18 protein-coding genes are annotated in these 17,649 nt (G+C 51.3%); 8 read left to right on the forward strand and 10 right to left on the reverse strand.

The features are described from left to right. Positions 1-14: 14 nt before the first annotated feature. From QY311_02015 to nusA, 4 genes are read right to left on the reverse strand one after another with little or no spacing between them, the layout of a single operon-like run. Positions 15-1,190, reverse strand: a complete 1,176-nt coding sequence (locus QY311_02015; GenBank protein ID WKZ26900.1) for a cysteine desulfurase family protein — start codon at positions 1,188-1,190, stop codon at positions 15-17. 1 nt (position 1,191) lies between these two features. Then, positions 1,192-1,569, reverse strand: coding sequence for a DoxX family membrane protein (locus QY311_02020; GenBank protein WKZ26901.1), 378 nt, complete (start codon positions 1,567-1,569; stop codon positions 1,192-1,194). A 32-nt stretch (positions 1,570-1,601) separates the two neighbouring features. Continuing rightward, positions 1,602-2,891: a trigger factor gene (gene tig, locus QY311_02025; GenBank protein ID WKZ26902.1), complete on the reverse strand. Its 1,290-nt coding sequence runs from the start codon at positions 2,889-2,891 to the stop codon at positions 1,602-1,604. Positions 2,892-2,895: 4 nt separating this feature from the next. Further along, positions 2,896-4,194 (reverse strand): transcription termination factor NusA, encoded by a 1,299-nt coding sequence (gene nusA / locus QY311_02030; protein ID WKZ26903.1) that lies wholly within the window; start codon positions 4,192-4,194, stop codon positions 2,896-2,898. 91 nt (positions 4,195-4,285) lie between these two features. Here nusA and QY311_02035 point away from each other — a divergent pair, with 91 nt between their 5' ends. The 4 genes from QY311_02035 to QY311_02050 all read left to right on the forward strand — a co-directional run bounded on the left by QY311_02035 (position 4,286) and on the right by QY311_02050 (position 8,111). Beyond that, on the forward strand, positions 4,286-6,064 hold the full coding sequence (locus tag QY311_02035; GenBank protein WKZ26904.1) for a GspE/PulE family protein: 1,779 nt from the start codon (positions 4,286-4,288) through the stop codon (positions 6,062-6,064). A gap of 238 nt (positions 6,065-6,302) precedes the next feature. Continuing rightward, positions 6,303-7,304, forward strand: a complete 1,002-nt coding sequence (gene ruvB, locus QY311_02040) for a Holliday junction branch migration DNA helicase RuvB (GenBank protein ID WKZ26905.1) — start codon at positions 6,303-6,305, stop codon at positions 7,302-7,304. Beyond that, entirely contained in the window at positions 7,270-7,794 is a 525-nt protein-coding gene (gene ruvC / locus QY311_02045) for a crossover junction endodeoxyribonuclease RuvC (protein ID WKZ26906.1), read from the forward strand. The genes ruvB and ruvC overlap by 35 nt, the downstream gene beginning before the upstream one ends. Before the next feature lie 98 nt (positions 7,795-7,892). After that, entirely contained in the window at positions 7,893-8,111 is a 219-nt protein-coding gene (locus tag QY311_02050; GenBank protein ID WKZ26907.1) for a hypothetical protein, read from the forward strand. Positions 8,112-8,144: 33 nt separating this feature from the next. Here the strand turns inward: QY311_02050 and tyrS are convergent, their stop codons facing one another. Then, positions 8,145-9,323, reverse strand: a complete 1,179-nt coding sequence (gene tyrS / locus QY311_02055; GenBank protein WKZ26908.1) for a tyrosine--tRNA ligase — start codon at positions 9,321-9,323, stop codon at positions 8,145-8,147. A gap of 67 nt (positions 9,324-9,390) precedes the next feature. Between tyrS and QY311_02060 the strand changes: the two genes are divergently transcribed. Next, a complete protein-coding gene (locus tag QY311_02060) occupies positions 9,391-11,505 on the forward strand; it encodes a PBP1A family penicillin-binding protein (protein ID WKZ26909.1) in 2,115 nt (704 codons plus the stop codon). On the opposite strand, the gene QY311_02065 is transcribed toward QY311_02060, so the two are convergent. The 3 genes from QY311_02065 to dnaA all read right to left on the reverse strand — a co-directional run bounded on the left by QY311_02065 (position 11,488) and on the right by dnaA (position 14,524). After that, a complete protein-coding gene (locus QY311_02065; GenBank protein WKZ26910.1) occupies positions 11,488-11,787 on the reverse strand; it encodes a hypothetical protein in 300 nt (99 codons plus the stop codon). The two genes, QY311_02060 and QY311_02065, sit on opposite strands and share 18 nt — an antisense overlap. A gap of 5 nt (positions 11,788-11,792) precedes the next feature. Beyond that, positions 11,793-12,884 carry a DNA polymerase III subunit beta gene (dnaN, locus tag QY311_02070; GenBank protein WKZ26911.1) on the reverse strand — a complete coding sequence of 364 codons (1,092 nt, stop codon included), beginning with the start codon at positions 12,882-12,884 and terminating at the stop codon, positions 11,793-11,795. Positions 12,885-13,141: 257 nt separating this feature from the next. Further along, a complete protein-coding gene (gene dnaA / locus QY311_02075; protein ID WKZ26912.1) occupies positions 13,142-14,524 on the reverse strand; it encodes a chromosomal replication initiator protein DnaA in 1,383 nt (460 codons plus the stop codon). Positions 14,525-14,706: 182 nt separating this feature from the next. Between dnaA and rpmH the strand changes: the two genes are divergently transcribed. The 3 genes from rpmH (at position 14,707) to QY311_02090 (ending at position 16,055) form a co-directional block, all read left to right on the forward strand. Then, positions 14,707-14,844, forward strand: a complete 138-nt coding sequence (rpmH, locus tag QY311_02080; GenBank protein WKZ26913.1) for a 50S ribosomal protein L34 — start codon at positions 14,707-14,709, stop codon at positions 14,842-14,844. Positions 14,845-15,153: 309 nt separating this feature from the next. Then, entirely contained in the window at positions 15,154-15,375 is a 222-nt protein-coding gene (yidD, locus tag QY311_02085) for a membrane protein insertion efficiency factor YidD (protein WKZ26914.1), read from the forward strand. Next, positions 15,375-16,055: a YidC/Oxa1 family membrane protein insertase gene (locus tag QY311_02090; protein WKZ26915.1), complete on the forward strand. Its 681-nt coding sequence runs from the start codon at positions 15,375-15,377 to the stop codon at positions 16,053-16,055. The genes yidD and QY311_02090 overlap by 1 nt, the downstream gene beginning before the upstream one ends. Here the strand turns inward: QY311_02090 and QY311_02095 are convergent. Both QY311_02095 and QY311_02100 read right to left on the reverse strand, forming a co-directional pair. Next, a complete protein-coding gene (locus QY311_02095; protein ID WKZ26916.1) occupies positions 16,039-17,112 on the reverse strand; it encodes a hypothetical protein in 1,074 nt (357 codons plus the stop codon). The genes QY311_02090 and QY311_02095 overlap by 17 nt on opposite strands. Next, positions 17,109-17,648 (reverse strand): hypothetical protein, encoded by a 540-nt coding sequence (locus tag QY311_02100; GenBank protein WKZ26917.1) that lies wholly within the window; start codon positions 17,646-17,648, stop codon positions 17,109-17,111. Before QY311_02100 ends, QY311_02095 begins: the two co-directional genes overlap by 4 nt. Position 17,649: the final 1 nt, after the last annotated feature.

The following is a 17,649-nucleotide window of genomic DNA, read 5'->3' on the forward strand; positions in this document are numbered from 1 at the left end:
ATGGCCGCTTCTTTTTAATACGCAACAGAACTAACGGACACAGATTGATAACGCGAGCGCACCTCTGCGATGCTCGCAAGATAGGCCTCGGCAATGCGTGGAGCATCTTCCTGCGCAATGCCCCTTCCTATAGTAATGCGCACGGCACTCGTGACAAGATTAGGGTGAATACCCATAGCGGCAAGCACGTGGGACTGGGTTCCCTTTCCCGACTGACATGCGGCGCCAACTCCAACGCATACGCCACGGTCTTCCATGGCGAGCATAGTATCTTCGCCTGGCGCCCCAGGGGCAATAAGGCATAGGTGCCCCGGCAAAAAGGGTTCTTGCCCTACTCGTATAATAGATGGATCTGCGTCGTGGACCTGTGTCCACACTGCATCACGCAGCAAGGCTATCGCATCACCACGCACGTCATCGTGCCCAAGCTCCTCTAAAGCAGCGCCGAGGCCAGCAACTCCGCTCACATTCTCACTTCCACCTCGCACTCCCCACTCTTGTCCGCCACCGTGAATAAGAGGACTTGGGATCGTGGTTCGGGCGACCAACACCCCGACACCAAGTGGTCCGTGGACTTTTGCGGCATTGAAGGAAACGAGGTCGCAAACGCTTGTGCGAGCCAACATGTTCCACGGAGCCGACTGACATGCGTCTGTGTGCACTAGCGGCCTGCGAATACCAAGAGTCTGCGCACGCTCTGCGACAATTCGACACATATCTTCAATTGGCTGGATAACCCCTGTTTCATTATTTGCGTGCATCACACTAACCATGCGCACGCGCGCATTAAAAAGCGACTCTAACTCAGAAAGTGAGATCCTCCCCCCTGCATTAACCGAGAGCGTCCTGACCTCAACTCCAAGAGCAGAGAGCTCTGTCGCCGTAGCCGCCAGAGAAGCGTGCTCAATAGCGCTCGTAATAAGAACGTCCCCCGGCTTCCACGCAACCGCTCCGCGGAGTGCAAGCGCGTTCGATTCGCTCCCCGACGACGTAAAGATGACGTGCTCTGGACGAGCGTGAGCAAATTGGGCGACCCTCCTCCGCACGCCCTCAATAGCTTTGCGTAAACTACGACCAAAGACATGGGGCGCGGATGGATTACCAGAAAGCTCAAGCGCCTCGCCCATGCACACACGCACCGACTGAAAAGTCGGTGCGGCGGCTGCGTAGTCGGCATAAATCATTCGCATACTAAAGTGCCCACGGGCGTCGTGGCGGCCAAAGCGCCAACGCAAGGCACGCCCCCAAAAGGCCAATATCTCGAACGGTCACCTCATTAAATCCATACACGATGAGAATGCCCGCCAAGAGAGCGGCGCCGATGGCGGCACACCACCGGACGAGGAGGCCGGACGCTAGGCCAATACCAAGGAGAGTTTCACCAACACCTTGCAGTCGGATAAAATCAGCCGCACTGATCGAAAGACGCTCTACAAAAACAATGAGCCATTGAGGAAGCCATGCATCGACCCAGTATTGTGGTTCGAGAATTTTGTGCACCCCAAACCACACAAACACGATCGCAAGGCTTATGCGCAGAATGAGTGTTGGAGATGCAGAAAACGGCATATCTGCAGTATACAGTTCATACCCGCGCACGTCTATGCGCGCTCTACACAGCGCTCTTCGAGAAAAGCAAACGTGCGCTCGCGGAGGAGAGAAGGAGCGATGCGGGCCCGAAGCGAGACAAGATCGATGGCGCTCGCATCTTTTGCAAAGCCCCTCGCGAGCGCTTCTTGAACTGCCCTTGTAAGCGCCTCCTGCACTTCTTGCTCCTCAAGACGAACTCCGTGCTGCTCCGCCACGGCCTGTAATACGAGTGCGATTTGCGCTTGACGCATTGCCGCTGGACGCCACTGCGCGCGAAGATCGTCTTGCGTCTGCTTTAGTTGTGCGAGATACATACTCAACTCCAAGCCACGCTCATGGAGGTCTTGGTCAAATCCAGCGATCATGCTGTCGAGCTGCTCATCAACAAGAAATGCGGGAGCTGGGACTGAAGAGGCGTTCATGATGCCATCAAGAATGGCGAGACGAACTCGCTGCCGCTCTTTTTCTTTCGCTTCTTGTAAAAGCCCTTCGCGCACACGGCCCTCAAGAGCTGAAGCGCTGGGAAAATTACCGAGCGACGCAGCGAATTCATCCGAAAGTTCCGGCATCATTACAGAGTCAACCTCTTTAACGGTTGCGTGAATAGAGAGCTCTTTGCCCGCGATAGCATCGTTACCAAAATCAGCCGGTACGGCCAAAGAGAATGCGCGCTCCTCCCCCGCTCGTGCGCCAACAAGCTTTTCTTCAAATCCGGGAATCATTGTATTGCTCCCTAAAATAAGCGGGTATGCTTTCTGCTCTCCACCTTCGATGATCTTTTCAGCGTGGCGCACTGAAAAATCTACAACCACACGATCGCCCAGCGCCGCTGGGTCGTCTTTTTTGGGAGTAAACGTGGCCCGCGAGCGACGCAGCTGCTCAATGGCGCGTGCAACATCCGCATCACTCACAGAGACAGCCTTCTCAGTAACCTGGATTGAATCGAGGGCTGGAAGCGTATATGGCGGATAGGTGCCAACCTCAACCGAGAAACTCACCCCTTCGTCGGTCTTTTTCTGCACCTCAATCGAACGGACAGACGCAATCCGCATGCCCTCCTTCTGAGCCAGCTCGTCGAGCGACGCACGCACGGCACGCTCAGCGCCAGCCTCGCGGATAGCCTCAAGTGTGCGCGCATCAAGTGAATCGACGGGTGCCATGCCAGGACGAAATCCGTCCTGAGCTGCATGCGCACGATGCTCATCGCGCACCATTTTTACATGCTGAGCGACGTCTTCTGTTGAGAGCGTCACCTCATAGGTCCGCACAAAGTCGACATCTTTTGTCTTGGTGTATTCCATGAATTTAGTTTGATTCTGGTTGTGTTGGCGCGTCCTGCGCTGGCGTCTCGGACACGCCCGCTCCGGGCGTTTCGCCCCCCTCAGCCATTGCCTCTTGAGCGGTCATTGTCTCGTTTGGAGAGCGAACATCGATGCGATACCCCGTAAGCTTCGCCGCAAGTCGCACGTTTTGGCCACGGCGACCAATTGCAAGAGAAAACTGATCTTCAGCAACGTGCACCAGCGCGGTACGCTCCTCACCAGTACCGAGCTCGACGCTCATAACTTTTGCTGGCGAAAGCGCGTTTGCAATAAATTTTGCCTCGTCAGCGTCCCACAAAATAATGTCGATTTTTTCTCCGCCAAGGTCATGAATAACCGTCTGTACGCGCACACCTTTCTGGCCCACAAGCGAGCCGATCGGGTCAACCCCCTCTTCGTGCGACGCGACGGCAATCTTTGAACGAGATCCCGCCTCGCGAGCAATGCCTTTTATCTCAACAGATCCGCCCTCAATCTCAGGCACTTCAACGCGGAACAATTCCGCAACGAGCTGTGGGTGCGCGCGAGACAGAACAATCACTGGACCACGCGCGCTTTCTTCAACCCTAACGATGATGAAGCGATAGCGCTGGCCGATGCGGTAGTGCTCAGTAGCCATGTGCTCCATAGGCGGCAAGACGGCGGTTGTGCGTCCAATGTCGACAAGTACAAGCGGCCCCTCACGGCGCTGAACCACGCCGCTCACCAATTGGCCCTCCTTGCCTTTGAATTCCGAAAATACCGCGTCGCGCTCTGCTTCGCGCAGGCGCTGAATCACAACCTGCTTTGCCGTTTGGGCGGCGATGCGCCCAAAGTCACTCTTTGGTTCAAGGCGCTCCACAATCTCCTCGCCAACCTGCACGTCGGCGCGCTTTTCTCGCGCTTCAGAGAGAAGAATGTGTTTTTCTGGATTAAATTTTACTCGGACAACACCGTCTTCGGTTGTAGTAGTCGCCTCATCAACAACCCCGGCGGCACGCTGAGCGCGACGCTCTTGAGCGTCGACGGCATCAAGACGGTCGTGAAGAAGAGCTTCTGGAATAGTCCCCGTAATATATCCTTCGTCATCGACGCCCTCCACAACAATGTGTGTCTGCGTCACAGAGATGCCGCCAGTTTCACGATCAAGGACGGCGCGAATGATTTGCCCCTTTTTACCGTAGTCACGCTTATACGCCGCAGCGATTGCGGCCTCAATGGTTTCAATAACACTTGCTTCAGTGATTCCTTTTTCATCAGCGATTTGGTGTACCGCTGACAAAAATTGCTTCATGTCAATCATAGATCAGTGCCGCTGATAACGAATTGGCCCGCAAAACTGCGGACCAAAAGCACTATCGAGCGAACATTGGGAGTGATTCTATCACGATAAAATGCCTCCGTCAATAAATCTATTTTCACGCCACAGAAGGCTGACCATTATCCACCGTCCGCGCCTTTACAACACCCCACGCTCGGGTAAGGTTGCCTCAGGCATGATGGCATCTCGAGCACCACTACCCCACTCTCCTGAAGAGCTTGAAAAAAAGCTTGAAGCGATCGCTGCAAAAACGGCAGAAGAGTCGGCGCGCAAGCGAGCAGACCAAGCACAGCTTCCATTTTCCACACTCACAGGGGTCCCCATTGATTCTGAAGCACTGGCCCTTATCCCAGAGGACGTCGCCCGAGAAGCGGGGTTTATTGTCCTCCACCGCGAAGGAATGACGCTCATCTGCGCAACTACCGATCCGACATCTCCGCGCGTTGCTGCATTAAAGGAAAGCCTGGAAAAGCAGGGCCACACACTGCGCATGCTCGTAACCACGCAACATGCCATTGACCAGGCTATGGAGCGCTATCGAGACATCGTCTCCGCCCAATCTTTCACAGCCGGCTCAGTTGCCGTAGAAAAAGAAACCTTAGAAAAGGCGTTGGAGCAAATTTCTTCTCTTGCCGACGTTGCTGGCGCCCTCCATGGAAAAGCCACCACTCAAGCAGTCGAATTAGTGCTCGCGGCTGGACTCGCTCTCCACGCCTCAGACGTCCACATGGAGCCGCAGGCTAAGAGCGTCCGTCTCCGATTCCGCATTGACGGATATCTCCACGATGCAACCACGCTTGGCTCGTCAGATTATCAAAAAGTAGTAGATCGAGTTAAGGTTCTCTCTCGCCTCAAGCTCAACGTTCATACCACTCCTCAAGATGGTCGTTTTACGATCATTCAGGGCGACACCCCTATTGAAGTGCGCGTCTCGCTCCTCCCCAGTGAATATGGCGAAACGCTGGTGCTTCGCCTCCTTGATCCTCGGACAATTTCCGGGGACATCGACACCCTTGGCATGCGTCCTGACCTACTCGAAACACTCACGAAAGCGCTCGAGCGACCAAACGGGTGCATTCTCACCACGGGCCCGACTGGATCCGGAAAAACGACAACACTCTATGCATCTATCCGAAAACTCAACACCCCAGACACAAAAATAATTACCATCGAAGACCCGATCGAGTACCACCTCTCTGGAGTTTCCCAGACACAAGTAGACGCTCCGCGGGGCTATACGTTTGCTTCGGGGCTGAGGTCGATTGTGCGCCAAGACCCCGACATTATTCTCGTCGGAGAAGTGCGCGACAATGAAACGGCAGACATAGCAATGAATGCGGCGCTTACGGGCCACCTTGTACTCGCCTCGCTACACACAAACGACGCAGCGGGGACGATCCCGCGCCTCTTAGAGCTCGGCGTCTCCCCCGGGATTATTGGGTCCGCGCTTTCTCTTGCCATCGGACAGCGTCTCGTACGCGTGCTGTGTCCCGCCTGCAGAGTAGTCGAGAAAGCAACGCCCGACGAGCTCTCCTTCCTTCAAGGGCACCTTGAGGCAGTTCGCGAGAGGTTCGCCCTCCCCCCGCTCGACGACTCACTCCTTATCGCAAAGCCCCCAGAAAAAAGCACGTGCCAAGAGTGTGGAGGGATCGGGTATCGGGGTCGTACGGGGGCGTATGAAATCATTCCCATGTCTTCCGCGCTTGAGCAGAAGATCGCCCAAGCTCCGACTGTCTCCGACGTGCGAGAGCTTGCGCGCACTGAGGGCATGGTGAGCATGACACAAGATGGATGTTTGAAAGTGTTAAACCAAACAACATCCATAGCGGAGGTGCGTCGCGTCCTTTCATAAAATAAAGAACCGCTGAAACCTGTAGGCAAGTCCACTTCCTAAGAGGATGTGGGGCAGGATAATTCCGAGGAGCAGCCCAGTCGGGACCAAGCTGTCCGAGCTAAGAGAGTATCCCAGATTGAGCTGGAGTGTGGAAAGCCACGGGAGCCCAATTGCCTACAGATTTCAGCGGTTCTGATACGAAAATAAAAATCCCGAACCTTTGCGGGAACCGTGCGTTAATTATACTCTATAAGATATGGATGTCAAGACGTCCCCAATCGCCCCAACCCCCACCCAAGACGACCGCTCTCTTGATCTTGCCCTGCGCCCAAAGCTCTTCTCAGAGTATGTAGGACAAGAGAATATAAAAGAGAATCTACGGGTCCTTTTGGGCGCCGCGAAGCAGCGTGGCGACCCGGCAGAACACATCCTCCTCCATGGTCCATCCGGACTTGGTAAAACAACGCTCGCCTACCTTATTGCATATGAGCTCGGAGCCCAGCTAAAGATCACCTCAGGTACTGCGCTCGAAAAAGCCGGCGACGTAGGGGCGATTCTTACAGGGCTCTCCGATGGCGATGTGCTTTTTATTGACGAAGTCCACCGCCTCAACTCTTCCGTTGAAGAAGTTATCTATCCCGCAATGGAAAACTTTAAGCTCGACATCGTTATCGGCAAAGGGAATGCGGCAAAGACCCTTCAAATAGACCTGCCACGCTTTACGCTTGTCGCGGCTACAACAAAAATATCCGCCCTCTCGGCGCCGTTTCGCTCTCGGTTTGGCGCACACTATCGCCTCGACTTCTATACTGAAGCGGATATCGCTCATATTATTGATCGCTCTGCGAAGCTTCTTCAGATACCCCTAGATCCTGGCGCTCGGGAAGCATTAAGCGTCGCATCGCGCTTCACGCCACGCGTTGCAAACCGCCTTCTCAAGCGAGTTCGTGATTTCGCCCAGGTGCATGGACATTCGGTCGTTTCTACCGATGTCGCACGAAGCGCGCTCGCAATGCTCCACATTGACGAACGCGGGCTTGAAGAAACAGATCGCAATATCCTCAAGGTAATTCATCGCCAGTTTCAAGGCGGCCCCGTAGGACTCAAGTCGATAGCGGCCACGCTTGCAGAGGAAGAGTCGACGCTTGAGGAAGTATACGAACCATATCTTATGCGTATCGGGTTCCTCGCGCGGACACCAAAGGGCCGCATCATAACACCTGATGGAAAAACCCACATTGAGCCACGCAGCTCGTAGGCCATCTCTCGTTAGGATTTTGGGCATTGATCCCGGCACTCACCGAATCGGTTTTGGCGTTATAGAGCTTGAGGGGCAAAGGCTTTCCCCTCTCGCATTTAACACCTTAGAATATACCGCGTCGTCTCATGGGGATCGCCTCGTGGCGCTTGAAAAAGATGTCGAAGCGCTCATAAAAAAGCACCGCCCACATGCAGTCGCTATGGAACGACTCTTTTTTGCACAGAACAAAACGACCGCACTAAGCGTTAGCGAAGCTCGAGGTGTTGTCTCCTTATGCGTTGCGCGGCGCGGCCTAACACTCCTGGAGTTTACTCCGTCACAAGTAAAACAGGCCGTCGCCTCCCACGGAAAGGCTGACAAGCACCAGGTTACACACATGGTAAAACTCCTCCTCCGCATCACCGACAAGATCGCTTACGACGACACAACAGACGCTCTCGCCGTTGCGATTTGTGGCGCAAGTGCGTATCGCCCAGAATATCGTTGACATAGAATTTAGAAGCACTACAATATCGACACACTGATTCGTAACGCTGCGTTGGTATGGGGGCCCACGCACCCATACACGTCGCTCCGTTGCGCTCCATGATGTACGCGTTTGAAGAGTTGTGGCTCCACGCCGTTGCACGCCTTGAAGAGGGAGAAGAATCCTTTGAACTTGGCGACGACGAAGACGATCTTGATGATGAGGATCTCGACGAGGAAGAAGATGAGGACGAAGAGGAAGACGACGAAGACGATCTTGATGATGAGGATCTCGACGAGGAAGAAGATGAGGACGAAGAGGAAGAGCTGCTTGCCTAAACATAAACCCCCAGCATTGCTGGGGGTTTATGTTTACTTTATTTTTCGAAACTCACGGCCCACTTGAACAACATCTCCGCTTTTTAGATCCAACCGCGCGGCCCAGTCGGTTATTTTTTCTCCATTCAGACGTACCGCTCCCTGCTCAATGAGGCGCTTCGCTGCTGCCTTTGATTCAGCAAGACCCCATATAACGAGAGCTTCGGGCAACACTTGCTCAGGGCCGGCCACAGCCTCCTGCATGTCGCTCGGGAGCTCCCCTCTCGCAAAAACGCTCTCAAAAGATTCTTGCGCGTTTCGCGCAGCATCTTCCCCGTGATAGAGCGTTACGATTTCTTTCGCAACTTCTTGTTTTATGTTTTTAGGATTCTCTGTCTTCAGGCGCTTCTCAGCATCATGAACGCGCTCAATCGGTGCCGCGGTTGCATAGGTAAAGAGCGGGATGATGGTAGTATCTGGCATTGCCATAATCTTCCCAAACATATCAGAGGCAGAATCTCGGAGTGAAACATATCGCCCCTCGCTCTTGTTCATAATCTTCTTGCCCGTCACCGGATCTTCAAGTAGTTTTGTCGTGATCACAAGCTTGTCTTTGTGTTTCAGTGCTTGGAGGAGCTCCCGGCCCATCATCATATTAAAGAATTGATCATTCCCCCCGACTTCTGCGTCGGTATCGAGCGCCACGGAGTCATACCCTTGCATGAGGGGGTAGAAAAATTCGTGCAGGTGAATGGGGTTGCCCGCCTCAATGCGTCGCTGAAACATGTCTCGAACGATCATCTGTTGCACCGTCACATGGCTCGCAAGTTGAATGACGTCGGTAAATGTCATCGGACCCAGCCAGTCGCTGTTATAAGCAACCTGAAACGAACCTGGGGTAAGTATTTTGTGCACCTGGTCCAAATATGAACCCATGTTTTGTTCTACTTGGGCACGCGTCAGGGCGGCTCGAGCGGCGTCCTTACCTGTCGGATCTCCTATTTGTGCAGTAAAATCCCCTATAAGAAGAACTGCTTTCTGTCCCGCCGCGATCCACTCCCGCAACCAAAGAAGATTTGTCGAGTGCCCGAGATGGATATCGGGTCCCGTAGGATCAATGCCCAAATACACCGTAAGAGGGTGAGAGGACGAGGAAATGCGTCGGATCGCCTCTTCTTTCGAAGGAATTACCGTGTGTACGTAGCGCTCAAAAAGAGCTTCGATATTTGTCATAACAATACCCCATTGTACCATACGCGCGTTTCTTGTGTGCTAGCTCTTTTTATTGTATAGTTTCTCAATGCTTTCTCCCGCCGTGCGGCACGCACTTAACCAAATTCTTTGGCTCTTTGTTTGGATTATAACTCTTGGCATTATTGCCGGGCTTCTTTTTTTTATCTACATTCAGGCGACACTTCCCGATCCTCAGACAATTATCGACCGACGAGTTGATCAGTCAACGAAAATTTACGATCGCACCGGAACCGTTCTCTTGTACGACATTTACAAGGAGGAGCGCCGCACAATCATTCCGTGGGACAAGATTCCACAAAACGTTCGTGATGCAACGGTCGCAACTGAAGACGCAAACTTCTATAACCATCGCGGCATTGATGTAAAAGGCATTCTCCGCGCATTTATCGAAAACCTCAAAGAAGGGCGGCTCTCTCAGGGTGGATCGACGATCACTCAGCAGCTTATCAAAAAGGCTCTCCTCGGAGATCAAAAAACATTCTCTCGCAAGGTTCGGGAAGCCATGCTTGCGCTTGAAATTGAGCGCCAGTTTACAAAAGACCAAATCCTTGAGATGTATCTAAACCAAATCCCGTACGGATCAAATGCTTACGGAATCGAGGCTGCGAGCCAGACGTTTTTTAAAAAGCCGGCAAGCGACCTTACCACAGCGGAAGCGGCGCTATTAGCTGCCCTGCCTCAGTCCCCGTCGCGGCTCTCGCCCTACGGCTCTCGCACGGACGAACTGTATGCTCGCCAAGCGTATATTCTCCGGCGCATGTATGAGCTTTCCTTTTTAACAGATCAAGAGTATGCGAGCGCACAAGCAGAAAAGCTCACCTTCGCTCCAAAGGGAGCAACTATTTCAGCTCCCCACTTCGTTATTATGGCTCGAGAATATGTACTCCAGAAATATGGAGAGGAAACAGCACAAAGTGGCGGTCTAAAAATCATCACTTCCCTTGATGCCACTCTCCAAAAAACAGCCGAGGAGTTGGTTGCCAAGCACGGCGAAGCAAATGAAAAAAAGCATGGGGCAACAAACGCAGCCCTTGTCGCCATCGATCCAAAAACAGGAGATGTCTTAGCGCTTGTCGGTTCAAGAAACTATTTTGACGTAGAACGAGAAGGAAACTTTAATGTGGCAACCGCTCTCCGTCAGCCGGGCTCTGCCTTCAAGCCGTTCGCGTACGCTGCGGCGGTCCAAAAAGGCTACCCCGATGGGACAATTCTCTTTGATGTAAAGACGGAATTCAACCCCCTTTGCAGCGCAGAGGCAACCCAGCGAAAAGACTCTCGCGGAAACGACTGCTACCATCCACAAAACTATGATGGGCGCTATCGCGGTCCGGTTTCTCTACGCCAGTCGCTCGCGCAGTCTCTTAACACTACGTCTGTGAAAACGCTTTACCTCGCGGGGATTCAAGAAACCATTTCTCTTGCAGAGCGTATGGGCATCACCACTCTTCAGGATCGCTCCCGCTTTGGACTCGCCCTAGTACTTGGTGGCGCAGAGGTTCGTCTTATCGATCTCGTTTCAGCATATGGCGTGTTTGCAAACGACGGTCTGAGGGCGCCTTGGGCTCTTATTAATAAAATCGAGCGCGCTGACGGATCTGCGCTCGAAGAACGCGTGGTGCAAGCAGCGCGGGCGCTCGATCCACAAACGGCGCGCATGATCTCTGATATTCTCTCTGATAACGCTGCGCGAGCACCCGTTTTTGGAGCATCAAGCCCCCTTGTTATTAGCGGGAGACAGGTTGCTGCAAAAACAGGAACGACACAGGAGAATCGCGACGCATGGATCGTTGGCTATACTCCATCCCTCGTTGTTGGTGCGTGGGCCGGCAACAATAACAACACTCCAATGAATCGAACAGGAACGGGTGTTGGCGTCTCAGCTCCTTTGTGGAATGAGTTTATGCGCTCAGCTCTCTCTGGTAAGCCCGCAGAGACCTTTATTCCTCCCGATCCAATGTCCTCAGAGAAAATGATGCTCAACGGCCTCTGGCAGTCGTTTAACACCTCTACAGGGACCCCTGAGGCGCATTCTATTCTCTACTACGTTCAGAAGAATAATCCTCTCGGTCCAACGCCCACAAATCCGGAAGCGGACGATCAATTCTCTAACTGGGAAAGAGCGGTACAGCTCATGTATCCGCCTTCACCGAGCGTCTTGTGAGACTCGTATAGAGATTCGGTATTCTGAAAAGGTCGCTCGCTCAAGCTCATATTGAATTTTTGGAACAAGAAGCGCTAACTCTTGAGCATAGACACTCTGTGGAACCGTGAGGATAATGTGCTTCGCCTGAGAATCCAGCGAGCACCGAACTCTCCTTTCAAGCATTGGGCTTTCTTGTCTATAAATCTCCCCAAGAAGACTCTCGATAGCAGCCTCATCTTTCATGTGGCGCGCGTACGTGTTTAGTTTTTTCGAGAGAATATACTGAATTGATCGTACCATAACTCCTAAGTTCTCAGTGGCATAATAATATACTGCGTCCCGCCCTGTTCTTGGGTCGGTTTTAGAATAATGGGGCTTGTGGGGCTTGTGAATTCCAATACAAGCGCATCGGTATCAATAACTTTTATCCCATCAAGTACGTACCGAAAGTTTGCAGAAATTAAAAACCCATCCCCCTGTATTGTAGCTGGTATCTTCGTCTCCACCTCTCCCCTCTCTGTGTTCTTTGCTTGAATAATACATTCGTCTTTTTCAGCGCGAATAAGAATGTCTGAAATACGAGAAGAAAACAGTCCTCCTAAGCGAATTGATTGCTCAAAGTCTCCTTTTTGCACCAACAATTTACTCTGTGGACGATCTGGTATAACCCGCGCATAGTCTGGGTATACTCCATCAATAACACGCGTCACACATACGCACGAATCGTGAACAAATGCGACTTGATGCTCATGTATATAAATTGCCACATCACCCTCAAGATCTCCGGCGATACGAGAAACTTCTAATATAGCTGACCGAGGAATAATGACGCTCGTTTCTCGGTTTGTCTGCGCCGGAATTCTCTTTTCTACAAGACGGAAGCTATCCGTTGCGGCAACAATACACTCTTTCCCTGTAAATCTCATATATGCGCCGGAAAGTTCTGGGCGCGCATCAGAAAGAGCCATGGTATCGTGGGTGACTTGAAGTAGTTTTTGTAAATCTCCAGAATGCAAGACAGACACTTTTCCTTCAGTAATATTTGGAATGATAGGAAAATCTTTTGCATCAACGCCGAGGAGCGTTGTTCGAGCGCTCTTTCCCTTTATAATAATCTTTTGATCTTTTACAGAAAGCTCTAAAACGTCGTCGTGGATACTGTGAAGAAACTCATGAATGACTTTCCCCGACACTGCTACACTCCCCTCTTCATCGACTCGCGCACCAAGGGTTGCGGTAATGCCCACCTCAAGATTTGTGCCAACACATTCAATCTTTCCCGGACGAGCTCGAATGAGGACATATGAGAGAATAGGAAGCGCCCCTGCCTTAGCGGTTGTTCTCTCAACATAGGAGAGAGCTCTTAAAAAGTGGTCTCTGGAAAAGTGTGCTTTCATAGCGTAGTAGTTACTATAGTATATATACAAACTATTATCATTATTATAGGAGAGGTTGTCCGTGTATAATTCTGTGAATAACACCCTACCCCTCTCATATTTCCTTGATTATTTTTCATACGACTCGTGTTGATAGAATGTGTAAATGTCGGTGGTAGTGTGGGGAATGTGCGGGGCGAGTCATGGATATCTTTTGTATTCTACTCAGATACACTGAAGTAATCACTCCGCTAAACACAGGGATATCAACAAGATACTCACGACTTTAAAAGTGAATCGTTATAGACACGTTCTCGAATAAGGGTGAGTTCTTGTTTTACAGACTCGTCTTCTGATTCCTCCTTCTTTATTTTCTCGCAAGCATGAATAACAGTTGAATGGTCTCTTCCGCCGAGCTTCGCTCCAATTTCCGGGAACGAAAGCTTCACCTCTTCGCGGAGAAGGAACATAGCAATCTGTCGTGGTTTTACAACCTCTTTCTTTCTACTCCGCTTCAAGAGGTCGTTTTGAGAGATGCTGTAAAAATCAGCGACGGATTTTAAGATCGACTGAGGCGACGTTTTTCTATAAGGAACGCTGAGATATGCCGTGAGAATGTTTTTTACCTCTTTTACGTCTGGGAGCTTGTTATATATTTGAGCGAACGCAAGAACTCTATTAAGAGCCCCCTCAAGCTCGCGAACATTTTTTTGAATATGTGTGGCGATGTAGACAAGAACCTCATCATCTGCTGCGTAACCCTTTTCTGTGCACTTGGAGCGTAAAATCGCGAGACGTGTTTCAAAATCGGGCATTCCAATATCAGCCATCATGCCCCCTTCGAAACGTGAGCTCAGGCGCTCTTCAAGGGTCGGGATTGCTTTAGGAAGACGGTCTGACGTGAGAATTACCTGCTTATTTCTTACGTGAAGCTCATTGAATATAGAGAATACAATTTCCTGTGTTTTGTCTTTTCCAGCTATAAACTGAATATCGTCGATAATGAGCAAATCGAGGCGGGCATACGTATTTTTTATATCCTCTATCGTTCTTAGGCGAATACTTTCTAGAATAGTTGCGGTGAGTTTTTCCGCGGAAATATATAAGACGCGTCGCTGGGGATTTTCTGTAAGAAGTTTGTTTCCCACCGACTGCACGAGGTGTGTTTTTCCAAGCCCAACACCGCCGTATAAGAACAGGGGGTTATAAAGTTTGCCAGGATTTTTTGCTACTGCCTGGGCGGCCGCGAATGCAAGCTCATTATTGGACCCGACAATAAAGGACTCAAAGGAATACTTTCTATTGAGATGGGTTGTTTTGTCGATATCCGAGCTAATTTGGGCGCTATTTTCCTCAATCTCCTTCTCTAAAATAATCTTAGAAATATCTTGCTTTGTAATATCTTGCTTTGGCTGCCCGATAATGTAGCGAACGTCACGAACTTCCGGGGCATGCTTTCGAATAAGTTGAATAATTTGCTTATGAAACTTGTTTTCAAGCCACTCGCGCACAAAGCCATTTGGAACGCTTACAAAAACACCATTCTGATCACGCGAAACTATTAGGGTGTTTTTAAACCAAGTTGTAAAGTGTGCGCGAGAAAGAGACAACTCCATTTCAGCGAGGACGGCTTTCCAAAGTTGCTCGTTCGTCATTTGCATGGAGATGGGCTCAAACCAGACCGTGCTCAACCCTACCGCGCCCTCCAAAAATCACAACACGATACAAAGTTGATAACTTGTTTATAACAGGTGGAGAATCGCTGTAAATATTGACGGACGATTTTATCCGTTGTTTTGTCCCGTTTGACCCAATATCAGCAGCTGTGATATTCTATGAACACATGAAATCAACATTGTTTCGTCCTAAAAAGACAAAACGGAAGCGTAAACACGGCTTTCTTTCTCGTATGCAAAGCGCCTCGGGGCGCAAAGTTCTTGCGCGCCGCCGAGCAAAGGGTCGCTCGCGCCTCTCGGTTTAATATGCCCCGGCGAATAACTCGCTTTGGCTCTGAGCGCGCGGTGCGCCTTTTTCTTCGCTCAAATCCAAGCGTGAGAAGGGGTTCGGTGCAGTGCTGGTATGCACACGATAATCAGGGGCGGCTCGCTATTGTTATCCCAGCCAAAGTGGCTCCCCGAGCAGTAGATCGCACAAAACTTCGGCGCGTCATTAGAGAGATAGTCCAAAGTATTGCAAAGCCGCCACTTCAAGACTCGTCGCTCTGTGTTCGGGTGATTGGTGACTCCGAGAGTGTTGCAAGTGACCTTCGAGAACTGTTCGTCAAGTCGCTATGAGGCACGTTGTACTATTTTTTATCCGAGCCTATCAAGCCATCTCCCCCGTCCTTTGGTCTGCGCGGATTGTTCCCGTTGTCAGTGGGTGCCGATTCTCTCCGTCGTGCAGCGAGCGCCTTGCTCAAGAGATTCATTCACATGGAATTACTCGCGGAATAGCGGCAGCACTACCTCAGCTTTCCTCTTGTCATCCTTGGCATAACACAAAAACATCCTGATGTTCGAAACCCTTCTTCATAAACCAGTAGTTAACATCCTTATTGGGATTACTGGTAGCGTCTCAGGCGGCTCTCTCGGCGCAGCAATCATTATTCTGACGGTTGTTGTAAGGCTTTTTCTTGCGCCCCTCTCAATAAAAACACTACGATCACAGCAAAAGCTTCAAGAGCTCTCAGATAAAACAAAGGCATTGCGTGACAAGCACGCAAATGATCCAGCCGCGCAAAACGCGGCAATTCTTCAGCTGTATAAAGATCACAACGTCAATCCACTTTCAGGATGCCTTCCGCTGCTTATACAATTCCCACTCATTATCGCTCTTTATAAAGGATTTCTTTCCGTGCTGAGCGGTACGTATGCCTCTCTGCTATATGCGTTCACTCCTCAGCCAGAGCAGCTTGTTACCACGTTTGTTGGCATAGTGCTTACGGCGCCGAACCATTTACTCGCCATTATCGCAGGGGTTGCGCAATTTGCGCAGCTTTGGGTTAGCGCGCGCTATCAAGCCCCCTCCGCGACCCCCAACCCACTGCAATCAAAGCAGTTTCTCATTCTTTTCCCCGCGCTCGTTGTTGTTATCGGTTGGAATTTGCCCGCCGGGCTCTCGCTCTACTGGGCTATTTCAACCCTTCTCTCTATTGGAGAGCAGCACTACGCTCGAGTTACTGCAGGCCGCTAAGAGGAACTGTATATATCCCAACGCCGCTTGCTGGGACCACGAACGCACTCGTCTCGAGCGTGTTGATCGCTATAGACCGGACTCCCATGGCCGTTACTGTGTCTGAGGGAATCGTAGAAACCTTTTCTGTACCAAGCGCGTATGACACAAAACGTGTTTCTTGGCCGCTTTTAACCACACAAAGAATGCCGGCGGAGTTTTTTCTCCAAGCACATAGGTGTGGCGAGGTTGCAACCCCCACCTCGTAAGATCCAGTGAGTGTAGTAATAAAAAGATTGGACGCTTCCCCTCCCTGTTGTGCGGTGTGTAAGAGCGCTTCGCCATTCGGCGCCCAGAGTAATTGGGGTGATCTATGATGCGCTATAACACGACCAAGCTCCCCGCTTCTAGATATTAACAGTACGTCACCGGTCTGCGAGCTCTGGTTCTTTACGAGAAGACTCAACGTGTTTTGTTGTGGCCAAAAAAGATCTCCACCTAGGGCGCGCGTTTGTGTCCACTGAACGCGCTCGGACCCATCAAGCTTCTGGGTAAAGATACCACCAGGCTCCCCAGGCTCCAGCGTTGCTATGGAAAGGCCGTCGGGAGAAAACGCCGCCGCTACTGCTTTTTGCAATACTGAAGTTTTCTGCTCGCCAAGTCGAACAAACTTGAGCTGCTCGCCTTGGGGCGTGCGAACCCTTGCGATGAGGCTCGTTTTGAGTGGCGACCACCGTACATCAATAAGGTCTGGTATGCGCAAGGAAAGAGGAACCTCTTCTCTTGTTTCTGTATCTATTCGATAAACGCGACCTGATGGAGTATCTACAAACAACACCGAAGTGCTTGTGGGGCCAGCGGTCATAAACGAGACGGTGCGCTCTGTGACGAGGGTGCCGGAGCTTTGTTGGGGCGACGGCGTCGGCCCTTCTTTACTGGGGACGTATGCGGCGCCCTGCTGGAGCGTCAAAGCGACACCAGGTGTCTCGTTTGGGGTGTTTATAATATACCAACCAAGTCCGCCAGATGCGGAGAGAGAAAGCGCTATGAGTGCCAAGAGAAGGTTTCGTTGATTCATGAAGCTGGTTTCTTTGGTGTTTCCGGCGTCATTCCGACCATTCCCGCTGCTTGCTGCGAGGCTTTCTTTACAACTGGGCTTTTCAGTACTGGAGCAATGATACTCGCCCCCTCCACCGCCCTCGCTGCCGTTTTCTTCACTATATCGCGAGAGGAGAAGAACATCCAGATAAGCACAATGCTTCGGATTGGAAGGGCTGAAGGAAGTGTCGGAATCTTTTCAATTCCCGCCGATATAAGAAACTTTCGCATCTGCGATTTCGATGCTGAAGTGACGCTAAAGAGTACATAAAGGAGGATGTCTGCACAGAGCCCCACGAGCCACCCCAATGTTCCGCCGGTAAAAAATTCTGCAGCATCAGCGGGGATTGCAAGAAACGTGAGTCCAAAAAGAAAGCTCACAACTCCCATTTTTTTCTCCTCCTCGCCCCCCTCCTCTTCTACGACGCTCTCTGCCCTCTTTTGCGCAACGGCCCGTGCAAGCGCCTGCGCTCTGCGGGCTTCTTCGGCGAGCTCTTGTCGTTCCCAGTCTTCCATG

The organism is Candidatus Paceibacterota bacterium (genome assembly GCA_030583765.1).
Taxonomy (GTDB): Bacteria; Patescibacteriota; Minisyncoccia; order 2-02-FULL-40-12; family GWA2-44-9.